The following is a 16,541-nucleotide window of genomic DNA, read 5'->3' as shown; positions in this document are numbered from 1 at the left end:
CAGGGGCAGAGCCCCTGGACCAGTCGGGGTCGAAGGGGCAGCACCCCTGGAGGATGGGACGGGTAGGGGCGGCGGGGGCGAAACCCCCGACAGCAACCACCGCGCACCCCCACCCTCCCCACAAACCCCCAGCTCACCCCCCACTGTCAGTCCCACCCTTTATCGTCCGATCCCATGACGACCCCGCGCCCCACGACCACCCTCTCGGCAGACGAAGCCCGCCGAATCGCCCTGAGAGCCCAAGGCTTCCTCGGCACCCCCAACCGCCGCTCAGGCGTCCGCGGCATACTCCGTCACCTGGGCGCGGTCCAACTCGACACCATCTCCGTCCTGGCCCGCTCCCACGAACTCATCCCCTACGCCCGCCTGGGCGCGGTAGGCCGCAAGACAGTCGAAGACGCCTACTGGACGGACACCCACGCCTTCGAGTACTGGTCCCACGCCGCCTGCATCCTCCCGGCGGAGGAATGGCCCCACTTCGCCTTCCGCCGCCGCGCATACCGCAACCGCCCCCACTGGAACCACGAACTCCCCGACGGCGCCTACGACCAGGTCATCAAACAGCTCCGCACCGAGGGCCCCCTCACCGCAACCGACCTGGGCGGCGCCAAGCGAACCAGCGAGTGGTGGGACTGGTCGGGCACAAAGGTCGCCGTCGAACGCGCCCTGATGTACGGCGAGGTGGTCTGCGTGGAACGCCGCGGCTGGAAGCGCGTCTACGACCTCGCCGAACGCGCCATCCCCCAGACACTGCTGCACGACGACCTGACCGACACCGAGTGCCTACGCCGCCTGGTCCAGCTGGCAGGCAACTCCCTCGGCGTCGGCACCCGCGCGGACATCGCCGACTACCACCGCCTCAAGGGCGACCAGGTGGACGCGGTGATCGCCGACTCGGGCCTGGTCCCGGTCACGGTGGAGGGCTGGGGCAAGCCGGCCTGGGCCGACCCCGCGGCCCTGGAGACACCCCCACGCGGCCGCCACCGCACCACACTCCTGTCCCCGTTCGACTCCCTGATCTGGGAACGGGCCCGCACGGAGCGCATCTTCGGCTTCACCCACCGCTTGGAGGCCTACGTCCCCAAGCAGAAGCGGGTCTACGGCTACTTCGCGATGCCGGTCCTGGCCGGCGGCCATCTCGTCGGCCGCGTGGACCCGGCCCGCGAGGGCAGGACGCTGGTGGCCAAGCAGGTCACCCTGGACGGCCCGAAGGCGGTCCCAGCGGTGGCCCAGGCCCTGGCCGAGGCGGCGAGCTGGGTGGACTGCACGGACGTACGGGTGGAACGGGTCGACGCACCGGAGCTGCGCGAGCCACTCACCAAGGAGCTCACTCGCATCGTGGCGTGATCCACATCATGGCGTGATCCACGTCGTGGCGTGCCCCTCAGACCCGCCGAAGCCTCTCAGACCCGCCGAACCCCCGCACCCCGGCTTCAGCGGATCTCCAGGATCTTCTCCCGCATCGCGTACACCACGGCCTCCATCCTGGAGTGCAGCTGCAGCTTCTCCAGGATGTTGCGCACATGGTTCTTCACGGTGTTCTCGGAGATGAACAACTCCTTCGCGATGTCGCGGTTGTTCATCCCGGTGGCGACGAGCTTGAGAACCTCCAGCTCACGGTCCGTCAGCCGAGGCGCGGGCACGAGCCGACGCTCGTCCGTCCGCTGGATCATCGACTTGAACTCGGTGAGCAGCTTCGACGCCATGGACGGGCTGATCTGCGACTGCCCGTCGGCCACCGCGCGGATGGCCGTGGCCACCTCGTCCGTGGAGATCTCCTTGAGGAGATAACCGGTCGCGCCGGCCTTGATCGCGTCGTAGAGGTCGGCCTCCTCGTCGCTGATCGTCAGCATGATGATCTTCGCGCTGGGGGCCACCTCCTTGATGGAGGTGCAGGCCTCGATCCCGCCCCGCTTGGGCATGCGGACATCCATCAGCACGATGTCCGGCAGCAGGTCAGCGGCCTTGTCGACGGCCTCCGCGCCGTCACCCGCCTCCCCCACGACCTGGATGTCCTCCTCCGCCGCGAGCACGATCTCCAGTCCACGACGGAAGAGGGCGTGATCGTCCACGACGAGGACTCTGATCGGCTCCTTGCGTGGAGAGCCCGTGTCCGGGCCCATGCCGACAACGTCGCCGTCGGCATCCTCGTCCCGCATCGGTCCGAAGCTGTCCGCCATCGTTCCTCCCCCTGAAGGCTGTGGCTGGTCCATTTGCCATCGCCAACCCAAGGCAGCGGCCCACCGGTTGGGCCGGTGCGGCCATGATTTCATGCCCGGCCGACACTACGGTGACGAGCGGGGCGCGAAGTGGTCGCACACCGGTGCCCCTGGGGGCGCACACGCGCTCCAGGGGCACCGGCTCAGCTGCCAGCCGGACGGATCAGCCGCCCAGCGTGCCACCTGCCGCGGGGGCCTGCGCCTGGGTGACCATGGGGTCCGTGCTGAGATGGATGACGCCGTAGTCGTAGGCGTGCCGCCGGTAGACGACACTCGGTTCCTTGGTCTCGGAGTCGACGAACAGGTAGAAGTCGTGCCCGACCAGCTCCATCTCGTAGAGGGCCTGGTCGAGGGTCATCGGGGAGGCGACGTGTGTCTTCTCGCGTACGACGAGAGGGCCTTCGCCCTTCACTTCGAGCGAGCCGATCTTCTTGGTGGGAATGCCGTCCGGTTCTTCCGTCTGGAAGCTGTGGCCGTTCCCATTGAGCGTCGCCGCGCCCGGAACGTGGTCGGGGACCTCGGCCGCCGTGAGTCGGCGTGCACCTCGGCGCGAGAAACGCTTGTCGTGCTGCTTGCGCAGCCGGGCATCCAGTTTCTCCGCCGCGAGGTCGAGTGCCGCGTACGGATCGCTGGCCGCTGCCTCCGCCCGGATCACCGGACCGCGGGAGTGGAGCGTGATCTCCACTCGATCACTGCGGTCGGCCTGTCGGGGGTTGGGCTCCTTGGACACCTCGACGTCGAGGCTGATCACCTTGGCATCGAGCCTCTGGATTTTCTCCAGCTTCAGCTTCTCGGCCACGTGCTTGCGGAACCGCTCGGGCACCTCGGTCTTGCGGCCTTTGACGACGATGTCCACGCAGAACTCCGTTCCCGGATCACTCCGCTCCATCGGCGGAGCATCTCCCTTTTGCACCCGGCTCCGGTGAACCCCGGAACCTCGGACTCGGTGACTTCCACCTCCTCCTCCCCCATGGGCAAGATCTCCACCCCATGGCCGCGGGCCATTGCGCAAAACCCGCGGCACGGCATTCGGATATGACGGGGATGGCCTGCGCCTTTCCCTCACAACCGAACATATCTCGCCCGGACGGATGTCGTCACCCTCTACTGCGGCGTACCTCCGTTCAGGTGAATTGAGCCTCTCATTACCAGCAACGATGCAAGTCAGCGGTCAGTTCCGGTTTATTTCGAACGAATCCGGTGCAGCGGCGACCACGGCCGCGCAGATCAGGTCACCGACCCGTCCGACATCCATGATTCCCGGGATCTCTCGCGTCCGCCGCACCACGCCCTCCGTCGATCCGGCTCCCCGTTCCTCAGTGCTTTCCCGACTTCCCGCCAGGTACACAGCGGATCTCCCGTCACCGCACGCTCCGAACTCCCCGCTCCCCCATCCATACGGGTCCCTCCGCTCCTGTGTTCTGCCGTATACGCCCGTCCCCTCCGCCGCGCCGCCACCGCGGCCCACTCCCACCGGCCGCCGGGGGCCCATCCCCTGCGGCCTGCGGAAACCCGCGCTCTCCTCCAAGGCCGCCCGCACGGCACGCGCCGCCTCCGCCAGGGATGCGCCCGTCGTCATCAGGTCGTCGACGAGCACGACCGGACCACCGGCGAGCAGCCGGCCTCCCCCGGGAGCGACCGTCAACGCGCCCGCGAGATTGTCCAACCGCTGGCGGGAGTTGAGCCCCGACTGATCGGCCACGGCACGCCGCTGCCGCAGCACGGCGAGCGCCCGAGCAGGCACCCCGGCCCGCCGCAGCTGCCCCGCGGCCGCGAACGCGATCCGCCGCGCCGGATCATGCCCTCGCGCCCGCACGGCCTCCCGCGCGGACGGCACGGGTACGAGCAGCACGGGCGCGCCCGCACTCCCGAACGCCCCCGCGCCGTCACCCCGTACCCGAAAGCCCGAGGCCTCCCTCAGCCCCGCCCGCACGGCCCCCGCCAGAGCCGTCCCGAGCGGCGCCGCGAGCGCCAGCGCGCCGCGCTCCTTGTGGGCCAGCAGCAGCGCCCGCACCTCGTCCGCGTACCGGGCCGCCGCGTGCACCACGGGCAGCCCGGGCGGCTCCGGCACCGGTCGCACCCGGCTCGGCGCGGTCCCGCTCAGGACGGCACGGCACTCCGGGCAGAGCACCGTGCGGGCCCTTCCACAGCCTCCGCACTCGGCCGGTAGCACCAGGTCGGTGAGGTCCTGCCACCACCCCCGCATGTCCACCACTCTGCCAACGCCCGCGACGACCTGCCACCCCTGTGGATAACTACCTGTGGATAACTCCGGCCACTACGCAGCCGCCCCCGTCCGCCCCACAGCCACGCCGCATTCCCACCCCGCCGAGCAAGAACCGGACGCCCACCCCACACCACAAAGAGCGGCCGCCTCCAGCCGGGGTCACACCCCAGCCGGAAGCGGCCGCCAAGCGCCCGTCCGCGAACCTCAACGGCTCACCCCGGATAAACCGGAGCCGTCCCGTCCGTCACCACCTTCTGCCACTGCATCCCGGACGGCAGCCGTACGATCCCGTCCTCCGAGTAGCCGACCAGCGGCAACCGTGCGTCCTCGGACGCGGTGATCTCCTTCACGCCGCTGAGGGCCGCGGGCACCGGCCCCTCCGGCGTCGAGCCGTCGACCTGGGCATACCGCATCGTCTGGACGCCGCCCCGCTCACGCCCCGCCACCACGAGCCGACTGTCACCGGCCCACGACATGGCGGTGACCTCCTCCAACTCGGGCGTCGCGGAACGCAGTTCGTGCACGGAGACGGCCGCGTCCTCCCCGGCCTTGCCACCCTCGCCGTGCTCGATCCGCCCGATGAGCAGCGACGACTTGTCGCCCTGCTTCACCACCAGCGCGATCCGCACCCCGTCGGCGGCCACCCGGACGGACTCGATGCGCCCCTCCAGCCCCGGCGGCGTCTTCACCACCAGCGGATCGCCGACGCCCTCCTTCAGCAGCAACAGCCGCGGATCGTCGGGGTTGCGGTCAGCCACCCACAGATCGCCCTGTGCGTCCCAGCTGGGCGCCGACAGCCGCTCCTCCTCCGTCCTGCCCGCGCTGGTCAGCTCGGGATCGCCCAGCGGACCGCCCGACACCAGCGCGCCGACATACAGGTTCTTGCCGTCGAGACCGACCCCGGCCGCCATGTCCTCATCACGCGACACGGCCACCGACTTCATTTCCGCGTCGCCCTCGCCGAGCGCACCCGGCACCGGCGTGGCCTCCGTGTCCTTGGTGGCGGCCGGCAGCCGTACGAGCCGGTGCTTGTCGTTGAGGAAGTACAGATACTCGGCGCGCTGCACCGACCCACGCGCGGCGACGGCCTCCGCCCGGTCCTCGGTCAGCGCACACAGCTGCCTGCCACCGGCCCGCAGTTCGACCTCGTCGACCGTGGGAGTGAGGTTCTGCAGGGTGAACAGCAGCTGCGCCGCCATCTCGTTGCACTGGGTCAGCCCGACCCGGGCCGCCTTGTCGTTCAACGGCACCGTCAGCCGGTTCTGGTCGTCCGGCGGCAGCGAGGCGGTGCCCTTCGTCAGCGCCGTACCGGTGGGGAAGCTCGACCTGACCACCGGGTTGAGCCAGCTGGTGGGGCCCTTGAGCAGGGAGCGCACCATCTCCGTCATGGGGTCCACGTTCCTGCGCACATAGACGGGATCGGCGACGGCCGCCGTGTGCGGGGAGGTGCCGAGCGTGGTGTTCGTGGCGAAGTAGTACTTGTCGACGGACATGTAGTTGCGCTGGAAGTCCGACTTGCCCATGACGACACCGCGCGGTGGCACGTCGATACGCCACTGCTTGGTCTTCTTGTCGCGGGTGAGGTGCATCATCTCGCTGTAGTCACCGCGAGCGGGCGCGTACGACTGCTGCGCGTCGACCGTCGCGACCCTGGCGCCGGTCAGCGTGTACGAGAGGCTGTCGCCGTCCTCCCGGGCTCCCACATGGTCCGCTTCGATGCCCGGTCCGTCGGCGAGCACCGTCGTGGACAGCAAGGGCCGCCACTTGTCCGACGCTTCCTGGGTCAGGTACTTGCGAGCTATCTCGTAGTCGGGATCGTCGCTGGTCAGCGCCTCCAGGAAGCCGGAGACGATCTCCGGGGCCGAAGCGTCGTCGTGCGGCGGCATGGCGAAGACCCGCACCTGTGTGTCCTGACGCGGCGTGGACTCGACGCCCCGCAGATCGCCGCTGTCGGGCATCGAGGCGCACCCTGCCAGCAGTACGGCACCACAGGCGGCGTACACCCCCGCGCGGCCCAGGCTGCGCCGGGCGCCCCCTTCGCGGTCAGCGCCCACGAAATGCCTCCCCCTGCTTGTTCGGCTCCTCGTCCCGCCCGGCTTCCTCGCTCGACGGCGGCCCTTCCGCGCCGGGTCTGTCGTCGTCCTGCTGCCGCGCGCCCGAGGCGGGGCGGGGAACCACGCGCGCGCCGTTCCCGGGCAGCGCCGTCGGATCGGCCTTGGGGGCCGCCGCACCCAGCCGCGCGGCGAACGGGTCCCTCGACGGCATCGAAGGCCCCGGGTCCCCCGTGGGCTGCGACGGCACCGTCGCGGCCTTCTCACCGCCACCGCTCGGCAGACCGGCGTCATTAAGTCCACGATTGCGTCGCGAGTCCTTGGGCTCCAGGGGTATCGGAGACCCCCGCAGCGGCTCGTCCGCGGTCCGCGGCAGCGTCAGCCGGAACTGCGATCCGCCGCCCGGCTCGCCCCACGCCTGCAGCCAGCCGCCGTGCAGCCGCGCGTCCTCCAGGGCGATGGACAGCCCCAGCCCCGTACCGCCCGTAGTACGCGCGCGTGCCGGATCGGCCCGCCAGAAGCGGCTGAAGACCCGGGTCGCCTCGCCGGGCTTGAGCCCGACGCCGTAGTCACGCACGGCGACCGCGACCGCCCCGCCCGCAGCCGCGAGCTTGACGACGACGTCCCGGCCCTCGCCGTGCTCGACGGCGTTGACGACGAGGTTGCGCAGCACACGCTCCACACGCCGGGCATCGGCCTCGGCGACGACGGGCTGCTGGTCGCCGAGGATCCGTATCTGAGTGCCCTTGCGCTCGGCGAGGGGCTCGGCCCCGGTGACGACGCGCCGTACGACCTCCCTGAGGTCGATCGGCTCGGCCTCCAGCGCCGCCGCGCCCGCGTCGAAGCGGCTGATCTCCAGCAGGTCGGCGAGCAGTGACTCGAACCGGTCCAGCTGGTCGGCGAGCAGTTCCGCCGACCGCGCGGTCACCGGATCGAAGTCCTCCCGCGCCTCGTGGATGACGTCGGCGGCCATACGCACCGTCGTCAGCGGCGTCCGCAACTCGTGCGACACGTCGGACACGAACCGCCGCTGCATCCGCGACAGGTCCTCCAGCTGCTGGATCTTCAGCTGGAGGTTCTGCGCCATCTTGTTGAAGGCCTCACCGAGCCGGGCGATGTCGTCCTCACCGGTGACCTTCATCCGCTCCTGCAGACGCCCGGCCGACAGCCGCTCGGCGATCCCGGCCGCCATCCGCACCGGCGTGACGACCTGCCGCACCACGAGCCAGGCGATGGCCCCGAGCAGTACGACCACGAAGAGTCCGGCGGTGGCGAGCGTCCCCTTGACCAGGCTCAGCGACTTCTCCTCCTGGGCGAGCGGGAAGAGGTAGTAGAGCTGGTACGGGTCGCCGTTGGGGTCGTTGACCTGCTTGCCGATCACCAGCGCAGGCTGGGAATCCTTGTGCGCGGTGGGCTGGTAGACGATGCGGGTGTAGCTCTGGAACGCCCCTGTCGCACTGTCGATCCGCTCGCGCAGTGCCTCGGGCACGCTCGCAGTCGGGTCCACACCGCCGGAGGCACGCCGGCCACGCCCACCGGTGTCACTCCCCGCGGAGGCCGGGAGCGTCACGACCTCGAAGGCGCCCTGTCCGCCGCTGGACAGCGAGGACACGAGATCACTCATCCACTGGATGACGTTCTGGTCGGAACGCTCGTCCACCGTCGAGCCGTCGTCGGCGGTCCCGGCCGCCGCCTCGTCCGCCCGCTGCTTGGCCGCCGCGAACCCGCCCGTGGCCTGGCTCTGCGAGGCCTTCACCTTGGCGTCCAGCAGGCCGTTGCGCACCTGCCCGATGACCACGAAGCCCAGCAGCAGAACAACACCCAGCGACATCAGCAGGGTCGTGGCGACGACCTTGAGCTGGATGTTGCGCCGCCACAACCGCATGACGGGCAGCAGCGGCCGGCGCACCCAGCGCAGCACGAGCCGAAGCACGGGGCTGCCCTGGACTCCGCCCTGCAGCAGCCCGCCCTCAAGGAACCGTCCCCAGCGGGAGCCCGCCTCCTTCCGGCCGACAGGCCGCTCCGGACGGGCCCCGGTCCGACCGGGGGCCGAAGCGGCACTGTCCCCGGACATGTCAGCTCGGCCCTGCCTTGTAGCCGACGCCGCGAACCGTCACCACGATCTCCGGACGCTCCGGGTCCTTCTCGACCTTGGAACGCAGTCGCTGCACATGCACATTGACCAGACGCGTGTCGGCCGCGTGCCGGTAGCCCCACACCTGCTCAAGGAGCACCTCACGCGTGAACACCTGCCACGGCTTGCGGGCCAGCGCGACCAGCAGGTCGAACTCCAGCGGCGTCAACGCGATGGACTGCCCGTCCCGCTTCACGGAGTGCCCGGCCACATCGATGACGAGGTCACCGATGGCCAGCTGCTCGGGCGCCGGCTCCTCCGACCTCCTGAGCCGCGCCCTGATCCGGGCGACAAGCTCCTTCGGCTTGAACGGCTTCACGATGTAGTCGTCCGCGCCGGACTCAAGACCGACCACCACGTCCACGGTGTCGCTCTTGGCCGTGAGCATCACGATCGGCACTCCGGACTCCGCCCTGATCAGACGGCACACCTCGATACCGTCCCGCCCGGGCAGCATCAGGTCCAGCAGCACAAGATCCGGCTTGGTCTCCCGGAATGCGGCCAGCGCCTTGTCGCCGTCGGCTACGAAAGACGGCTCAAAACCTTCACCACGCAGCACGATGCCGAGCATCTCGGCCAGTGCGGTGTCGTCGTCGACGACAAGGACTCGTCCCTTCATGGATGCCATCATCCCATTCTCATAACAGTGGCGAAGGCTCAGGTGAGGTAGGTCACCGGCCAGTGACCTTAGTCGTACGGAGTCGCCACTGTCTGCCCTCGCTCACATCACAGAGTGTGACCTTTGAGCAGGTTCGCCCCAGCTTGCCCGCTCGACTGGTTCGAACCTCTACGTCACAACGTCTGTGTCACCTGCCTCGACCTGGCACACATCTCCGCCAGCGCCTCAGCTGTCACAGGCGACACAGCTCCCTCCTCGGTGACGATCGCGGTCACCAGCTCGGGCGGCGTCACATCGAACGCCGGGTTGTACGCCTGCGTCCCCAGCGGCGCCACCGGAATCCCGCCACCCGGCTCCGCCCCCACCACCGGCACCTGGGGCGCCATGACCGCGGTGACCTCGAATCCCGGCCGCTGCTCGACCTCGATGGACGCCCCGTCCGGCGTCTCCGGATCCACCGTCGTCAGCGGCGCCACCACGATGAACGGCACATGGTGGTACCGCGCGAGCACCGCCAGCGGATAACTCCCCACCTTGTTCGCCACCGACCCGTCGGCAGCGATCCGGTCCGCCCCGATCAGCACCGCGTCCACCTCGCCGGCCGCGAACAGCGAACCCGCCGCGTTGTCCGTGAGCAAGGTGTACGCCATTCCATTGCGCGCGGCCTCGTACGCCGTCAGGCGCGCCCCTTGCAGCAACGGCCGGGTCTCGTCCACCCACAACCGCCTGAGCCGCCCGGCCCGGTGCGCCGCGAGCGCCACCGCGAACGCCGTGCCCTCCCCGCCCGACACCAGCGCCCCGGTGTTGCAGTGCGTGAGAACGCGATGCCCGCCGCCCGGCAACAGTTCGTCCAGCAGCGCCAGTCCCCGCTCGGCCATCCGTGCACTGGCCTCGGCGTCCTCCTCGTGCAACGCCCGCGCCGCGCCCAGCGCCTCCGCGGCGGCCTGCTCGACATCGCCGCTGCGCGCGAGTTCGGCACGGTAGGCGGACTGGGCCCGTCGCACGCCGACAGCGAGATTCACCGCGGTGGGCCGGGCACCCGCCAGCGATTCCGCGGCAGCGTCCACGTCGAAGCCGCGTACGGCGGCGAGCGCGACACCGTACGCCCCGGCGATACCGAGCAGCGGCGCCCCGCGCACGGCGAGCGAACGGATCGCCTCCACCAGCGCGGGCGCGTCCGTACAGACCAGTTCGACCTCCTCGGCCGGCAGCCTCGTCTGGTCGAGAAGCACCAGAACTGGGCCCTCGGGTGGCTCGTCCCACCGGATCGCCGGTATCCCGGTCGGCTTCTTGTCCTCGCCGGATTGCGCGTACTGATCAGCCATGCGGTCAGTCTGCCCCTTGTACGGCGGACAATTGAAGGTGTGCAGCCCATACCGCGGCCGGTACCTCGCCGACCACCCCATGGCACGATGGCTGCCAACCTGCCACCGCGACCGCGGACGGGCACCGTGAAGGAGCGACGATGAAAGACACTCCGGGCTGGGCCTCGCCCGGATCCGCCCCGTCCGACGGACAGGAGCCCGGCGCGTCCGGCCCTGCCGAGCCCGCAGACCGCCCCGACCCCGCGCAGCAGCCGGGAGCGGACCCACAGGGCCCCGGCCCGAAGTGGTCCAAGGAGCAGCCGCCACCCGGCCAGTGGTCCGCTCCGACCGGGCCCCAGGCTCCCGGCCAGACCCCACCGCCGCCACCGCCCGGCCCCGGCTGGGGCGCCCGCCCTCCCGTCGGCCCCGGCGGCGGCCACCCGGGCTACGGCCCCCCGGGCGGATACGGCGCCTGGGGCAGCGGCTGGGGCGGCCCCCCGCCCGCTGCCAAGCCCGGCGTGATCCCGCTGCGCCCACTCGGCGTCGGCGAGATTCTCGACGGCGCGGTCTCCACGATGCGCACCTACTGGCGCACGGTCCTGGGCATTTCGCTGACCGTCGCCATCGTGACGGAGATCCTGGTCATCCTCCTTCAGGGCTTCGTCCTGAACGACTACACCAGCACCGAGGCCCTCAACGACCCGAGCGCCACCCTCAGCGAGCTGACCGACGCCCTCGGCGACGCCATGCTCAGCTCCAGCGTGCTCTTCCTGGTCTCGGTGATCGGAGCGATCGTCGCGACCGCCCTGCTGACGACCGTCACCAGCCGCGCGGTGCTCGGCAAGTCGGTGTCCACCGGCGAGGCCTGGCGCGACGCCCGCCCTCAGGTACCGCGCCTCTTCGGCCTGCTCTTCCTGCTGTTGCTCATGACTATCGGCCTGGTGGTCGTGGGCGCTGTGCCCGGCATCCTCGTAGCGGCCTCGGGCGCCGGTGAAGGGGGCGCGGCCCTCGCCGTCCTGGGCAGCCTCGGCGCCGGCATCGTCGCGGTGTGGTTGTGGTTCCGCTTCTCCCTCGCCTCGCCCGCGCTGATGCTGGAGAAGCAGGGCATCGTGAAGGCGTTGAGCCGGTCCGCGAAGCTGGTCCGCGGCTCCTGGTGGCGTGTTTTCGGCATCCAGTTGCTCGCCACGATCATCGCCAACGTCGTCGCGGCGATCGTCGTCATCCCCTTCACCTTCCTGGCCGCCGCCCTCAGCGGCGACGGCGCCGGCAGCTTCCTCGACGGCACCACCGACCTCGGCTGGACGTTCCTGATCATCAGCGGCGTCGGCTCGGTGATCGGCTCCATGATCACCTTCCCGATCACGGCCGGCGTCACCGTCCTGCTCTACATCGACCAGCGCATCCGCCGCGAGGCCCTCGACCTCGAACTGGCCCGCGCAGCCGGCGTCCAGGGCTACGGCACCGACACTCCGGGGAGCTGAACCGGTGAGCCTGGCGGGGGGAGTTCTCACAACGGCGTCAGCCTTGCCGGACGCGGCCGGACGCGCGTTGGTGCGCTCCGGCGGCACCGCGGTGCGGGCGCTGTCGCACTCCGGCGACACGGCCGTACTGTCACTGCTGGCGCGCTCCGACGACGAGCCACCGCTGACGATCCCGCGTGATCCAGCGCGCGAGGCGGCCCGGCGCGAGCTGTCCAAGCGCATGTACCACGAGAACGAACCCAGCTGGTTCCAGCGCGCCTTGGACGCCTTCTGGGAGTGGGTCGAGGACCTGTTCAACAGCGCCTCGACCGCGACGCCGGGCGGAACCCTCGGCCTGGTCGTCGTCATCCTGGTCGTCATCGCGGTCATCGGTGCCCTGTGGTGGCGCCTGGGCACCCCGCGCCCCCAACCCACCTCCTCCGCCGCGCTGTTCGACGACCGCCCCCGCAGCGCCGCCGAGCACCGGGCCGCCGCCGAAGCACACGCCGCCCAAGGCCACTGGAACCAGGCCGTCCAGGAACGCATGCGCGCCATCGTCCGCTCCCTTGAGGAGCGCGCCCTCCTCGACGTCCGCCCCGGCCGCACCGCTGACGAGGCCGCCGCCGAAGCAGGCCGCTCGCTGCCCTCCCACACGGACCGACTGCGCGCGGCCGCCCGGGACTTCGACGACGTCACATACGGCGGACGGGCAGCGACCCAGCAGGCGTACCAGAGCATCGCCGCACTCGACCGCGACCTGGAGAGCAGCAAGCCACAGCTCGCGAGCAGCGCCCCCAGCACGGCCCACAACGCCCGCCAGGGGGCCGCCGAATGACCACCGAGGCCACGCTCCCGTCCACCTCGGCCTCGCCCACCGCACGCCAGGTATGGACCCGCACGCGAGGCATCGCCTTCGCCGTCGTACTCCTGCTGGCGGCGGCCGTCGCAATCGCCACGATCCGCTCCGACACCCAGCACGGCGCCCTCGACCCACGCTCCGCCGACCCCCAGGGCAGCAGGGCCGTGGCCGAACTCCTCGCCGACCGCGGCGTGGACACACGCGTGGTCACCACCCTGGACGAGGCACGCTCCGCAGCGGGTGCGGACACCACCCTCCTGGTCGCCGTCCCCGACCTGCTGACGCACCGTCAACAGACGTCGCTGCGATCGGCGACCGCCGCGTCCGGCGGCCGTAGCGTCCTCGTCGCCCCCGGCGGCTGGTCCGTCGAAAGGCTCGTCCCCGGAGTCACCGCGGACCCGGCCACCAGCCTCGACTCGGTACTCTCCCCCAACTGCGCCCTGCCCGCCGCCCAGCGAGCGGGCACCGCCGACCTGGGCGGCATCCGCTACAGCACCACCCACCGCGGCGCCGACGAGTGCTACCCCAGCGAACGCCTGGCCACCCTGCTGCGCGTCCCGGCGAAGAGCGGGGGCGGCGACACCATCGTCCTCGGCGCGCCCGACATCCTCCACAACGATCACCTCGACGAGCAGGGCAACGCCTCGCTCGCCCTCCAACTCCTCGGCTCCCGCCCGCATTTGGTCTGGTACCTCCCCTCGCTCTCCGACGCGTCGAACACCGACACGGACGACGAACGCAGCCTTTTCGACCTGCTTCCCTCAGGCTGGATCTGGGGCACCCTGCAGCTCTTCATCGCCGCAGCCCTGGCCGCCCTCTGGCGGGCACGCCGACTGGGCCCCCTGGTGCCCGAAAAACTCCCCGTGGCGATCCGCGCCTCCGAAACCGTCGAAGGCCGCGCCCGCCTCTATCGCAAGGCCAACGCCCGCGACCGCGCGGCCGCCGCTCTTCGCTCCACCAGCCGCACCCGCCTCGCCCCCCTCGTAGGTGTCCCCGTCTCCCAGGCACACACGCCCGAGACCCTGCTCCCCGCTCTGTCCGCCCGCCTCCACAACCACGGAGACGGACAGGCCCTGCACTCTCTCCTCTTCGGCCCGCCGCCCAGCGACGACACGGCCCTCATCTCCCTCGCAGACCAACTCGACGCCCTCGAAAGAGAGGTACGCCGTCCATGATGGACCCGACCACTGACAACGCCGGGAACACCGGGGACCCGGGCACCGCCCGTGCCTCCCTGGAGGCCCTGCGCGCCGAGATCGCCAAAGCCGTGGTCGGCCAGGACCCCGCCGTGACCGGTCTCGTCGTCGCCCTCCTCTGCCGCGGACACGTACTACTAGAAGGAGTCCCCGGGGTCGCCAAAACGTTGCTCGTCCGCGCCCTCGCATCCGCACTCGAACTCGACACCAAACGCGTCCAGTTCACCCCCGACCTCATGCCGAGCGATGTGACGGGCTCCCTCGTCTACGACACCCGCACCGCAGAGTTCTCCTTCCAGCCCGGCCCGGTCTTCACCAACCTCCTCCTCGCGGACGAGATCAACCGCACCCCGCCCAAGACCCAGTCGTCGCTGCTGGAGGCCATGGAGGAACGCCAGGTCACGGTCGACGGCACGCCCCGTCCGCTCCCCGAACCGTTCCTGGTCGCCGCCACTCAGAACCCGGTGGAGTACGAGGGCACGTACCCCCTCCCCGAAGCCCAGCTGGACCGTTTCCTCCTCAAACTCACGATCCCGCTCCCCTCCCGCCAGGACGAGATCAACGTCCTCACCCGCCACGCCGAGGGCTTCAACCCGCGCGACCTGCACGCCGCCGGCGTACGCCCCGTTGCGGGCCCCGCAGACCTTGAGGCCGCACGCGCGGCGGTGGCCAAGACGACGATCTCCCCGGAGATCACGGCCTACGTCGTCGACATCTGCCGAGCCACCCGCGAGTCCCCCTCCCTCACCCTCGGAGTCTCCCCACGCGGCGCCACAGCCCTCCTGGCCGCCGCCCGCGCCTGGGCCTGGCTGACCGGCCGCGACTACGTCATCCCCGACGACGTCAAGGCACTGGCCCTCCCCGCCCTCCGCCACCGCGTGCAACTCCGCCCGGAGGCCGAAATGGAAGGCGTCACGGCCGACTCAGTCATCAACGCGATCCTCACCCACGTCCCCGTCCCTCGCTGATGGCATTCACCGGACGCGCCGCACTCCTCGCGGCCCTAGGCTCCCTCCCCGTAGGCATCTGGGACCCCAGCTGGACAGGCATCCTCGCCGTCAACGCCCCCTTGGCCGCAGCCTGCGCCTGCGACTTCGCTCTGGCGGCACCCGTACGACGCCTCGGCCTGACCCGCTCCGGCGACACCTCAGTACGCCTCGGCGAAACAGCCGACGTCACCCTCACGATCACCAACCCGTCCCGCCGCCCGCTCCGCGCCCACATCCGCGACGCCTGGCCCCCGAGCAGCTGGCAGCCCGGCACAGAGGTGGCGGCCTCCCGCCAGCGCATGAGCATCCCCGCCGGCGAACGCCGCCGTATGACCACCCGCCTACGCCCCACCCGCCGCGGTGACCGCGAGGCCGACCGCGTGACGATCCGCTCATACGGCCCCCTGGGCCTCTTCTCCCGCCAGGGCACCCACAAAGTCCCCTGGACGGTACGCGTCCTTCCCCCCTTCACCAGCCGCAAGCACCTGCCCTCCAAACTGGCCCGCCTGCGCGAACTCGACGGCCGCACCAGCGTGCTCACGCGCGGCGAAGGCACAGAATTCGACAGCCTGCGCGAATACGTCCCCGGCGACGACACCCGCTCCATCGACTGGCGCGCCACCGCCCGCCAGTCCACGGTCGCCGTACGCACCTGGCGCCCCGAACGCGACCGCCACATCCTCCTCGTCCTGGACACCGGCCGAACCTCAGCAGGACGAGTCGGCGACGCCCCACGCCTCGACGCCTCCCTGGACGCAGCCCTGCTCCTGGCCGCCCTCGCCTCCCGGGCCGGCGACCGCGTCGACCTCCTCGCCTACGACCGCCGAGTACGCGCACTCGTCCAGGGCCGCGCAGCAGGCGACGTGCTCCCCTCCCTGGTCAACGCGATGGCCACACTCGAACCCGAGCTGGTCGAAACGGACTCCCGAGGCCTTACGGCGATGTCCCTCCGGACAGCGCCCCGCCACTCCCTGATTGTGCTGCTGACCACCCTGGACGCCGCCCCGATCGAAGAGGGCCTGCTCCCCGTCCTGCCACAACTCACTCAGCGCCACACCGTCCTGTTGGCATCAGTGGCGGACCCCCACATCGCGCGCATGGCAACCGCACGCGGAAACACGGACTCCGTGTACGAGGCCGCAGCCGCCGCCCAGGCCCAGAACGAACGCCACCGCACAGCGGAACAACTCCGCCGGCACGGCGTCACGGTCGTCGACGCAACCCCGGAAGCACTCGCACCGGCACTGGCGGACGCATATTTGGCACTTAAGACGGCGGGGCGTCTGTAATCCAAGGGGGAGCCTGATGGGCTCTCCCTTGGAACCGCAATTGGTGTGTGGTCCGGAAATGCAGAAAGCCCCCGGACCGGTATCCCCGGCCGGGGGCTCTCTCAAAATTTGTTCGGCGGTGTCCTACTCTCCCACAGGGTCCCCCCTGCAGTACCATCGGCGCTGTAAGGCTTAGCTTCCGGGTTCGGAATGTA

The 16,541-nt window shown here is 70.7% G+C and carries 13 protein-coding genes and 1 rRNA gene; 6 read left to right on the top strand and 8 right to left on the bottom strand.

Annotation, left to right across the window (positions count from 1 at the left end):
* Positions 1-174 precede the first annotated feature (174 nt).
* Positions 175-1,347, top strand: coding sequence for a winged helix-turn-helix domain-containing protein (locus tag ACFWYS_RS32230; protein WP_384776394.1), 1,173 nt, complete (start codon positions 175-177; stop codon positions 1,345-1,347).
* An 86-nt stretch (positions 1,348-1,433) separates the two neighbouring features.
* On the opposite strand, the gene ACFWYS_RS32225 is transcribed toward ACFWYS_RS32230, so the two are convergent.
* The 7 genes from ACFWYS_RS32225 to mtnA form a co-directional block, all read right to left on the bottom strand.
* A complete protein-coding gene (locus tag ACFWYS_RS32225) occupies positions 1,434-2,180 on the bottom strand; it encodes a response regulator transcription factor (protein ID WP_030951627.1) in 747 nt (248 codons plus the stop codon).
* A 202-nt stretch (positions 2,181-2,382) separates the two neighbouring features.
* Complete coding sequence (hpf, locus tag ACFWYS_RS32220; RefSeq protein WP_384776527.1) at positions 2,383-3,075, bottom strand: ribosome hibernation-promoting factor, HPF/YfiA family; 693 nt, start codon at positions 3,073-3,075, stop codon at positions 2,383-2,385.
* A gap of 315 nt (positions 3,076-3,390) precedes the next feature.
* Positions 3,391-4,425, bottom strand: coding sequence for a ComF family protein (locus ACFWYS_RS32215; RefSeq protein WP_384776392.1), 1,035 nt, complete (start codon positions 4,423-4,425; stop codon positions 3,391-3,393).
* A gap of 233 nt (positions 4,426-4,658) precedes the next feature.
* Complete coding sequence (locus ACFWYS_RS32210; protein ID WP_384776390.1) at positions 4,659-6,500, bottom strand: LpqB family beta-propeller domain-containing protein; 1,842 nt, start codon at positions 6,498-6,500, stop codon at positions 4,659-4,661.
* Entirely contained in the window at positions 6,490-8,571 is a 2,082-nt protein-coding gene (gene mtrB / locus ACFWYS_RS32205; RefSeq protein ID WP_384776388.1) for an MtrAB system histidine kinase MtrB, read from the bottom strand. The genes ACFWYS_RS32210 and mtrB overlap by 11 nt, the downstream gene beginning before the upstream one ends.
* Before the next feature lies 1 nt (position 8,572).
* Positions 8,573-9,262, bottom strand: a complete 690-nt coding sequence (gene mtrA, locus ACFWYS_RS32200; protein ID WP_272124745.1) for a two-component system response regulator MtrA — start codon at positions 9,260-9,262, stop codon at positions 8,573-8,575.
* A gap of 161 nt (positions 9,263-9,423) precedes the next feature.
* On the bottom strand, positions 9,424-10,575 hold the full coding sequence (gene mtnA / locus ACFWYS_RS32195) for an S-methyl-5-thioribose-1-phosphate isomerase (RefSeq protein WP_384776386.1): 1,152 nt from the start codon (positions 10,573-10,575) through the stop codon (positions 9,424-9,426).
* A 140-nt stretch (positions 10,576-10,715) separates the two neighbouring features.
* Here mtnA and ACFWYS_RS32190 point away from each other — a divergent pair, with 140 nt between their 5' ends.
* Genes ACFWYS_RS32190 through ACFWYS_RS32170 form a run of 5 tightly spaced genes read left to right on the top strand, consistent with a single transcriptional unit; the run spans position 10,716 to position 16,347 of the window.
* Positions 10,716-12,035 carry a glycerophosphoryl diester phosphodiesterase membrane domain-containing protein gene (locus tag ACFWYS_RS32190; RefSeq protein WP_384776384.1) on the top strand — a complete coding sequence of 440 codons (1,320 nt, stop codon included), beginning with the start codon at positions 10,716-10,718 and terminating at the stop codon, positions 12,033-12,035.
* A gap of 4 nt (positions 12,036-12,039) precedes the next feature.
* A complete protein-coding gene (locus tag ACFWYS_RS32185) occupies positions 12,040-12,849 on the top strand; it encodes a DUF4129 domain-containing protein (protein ID WP_384776382.1) in 810 nt (269 codons plus the stop codon).
* Positions 12,846-14,048 carry a DUF4350 domain-containing protein gene (locus tag ACFWYS_RS32180; RefSeq protein ID WP_384776380.1) on the top strand — a complete coding sequence of 401 codons (1,203 nt, stop codon included), beginning with the start codon at positions 12,846-12,848 and terminating at the stop codon, positions 14,046-14,048. Before ACFWYS_RS32185 ends, ACFWYS_RS32180 begins: the two co-directional genes overlap by 4 nt.
* Positions 14,048-15,037 (top strand): AAA family ATPase, encoded by a 990-nt coding sequence (locus tag ACFWYS_RS32175; RefSeq protein WP_384776525.1) that lies wholly within the window; start codon positions 14,048-14,050, stop codon positions 15,035-15,037. The genes ACFWYS_RS32180 and ACFWYS_RS32175 overlap by 1 nt, the downstream gene beginning before the upstream one ends.
* Complete coding sequence (locus ACFWYS_RS32170) at positions 15,037-16,347, top strand: DUF58 domain-containing protein (RefSeq protein WP_384776378.1); 1,311 nt, start codon at positions 15,037-15,039, stop codon at positions 16,345-16,347. The genes ACFWYS_RS32175 and ACFWYS_RS32170 overlap by 1 nt, the downstream gene beginning before the upstream one ends.
* 110 nt (positions 16,348-16,457) lie before the next feature.
* On the opposite strand, the gene rrf is transcribed toward ACFWYS_RS32170, so the two are convergent.
* A 5S ribosomal RNA gene (gene rrf, locus ACFWYS_RS32165) occupies positions 16,458-16,541 on the bottom strand; the annotation flags it as partial.

Origin of the sequence: Streptomyces sp. NPDC059010, from assembly GCF_042740355.1 — a bacterium.
In the GTDB taxonomy this organism is placed as follows: Bacteria; Actinomycetota; Actinomycetes; order Streptomycetales; family Streptomycetaceae; genus Streptomyces.
Note: the sequence above shows the minus strand (reverse complement) of the source record. Positions and strands in the feature narration are given on the sequence as shown.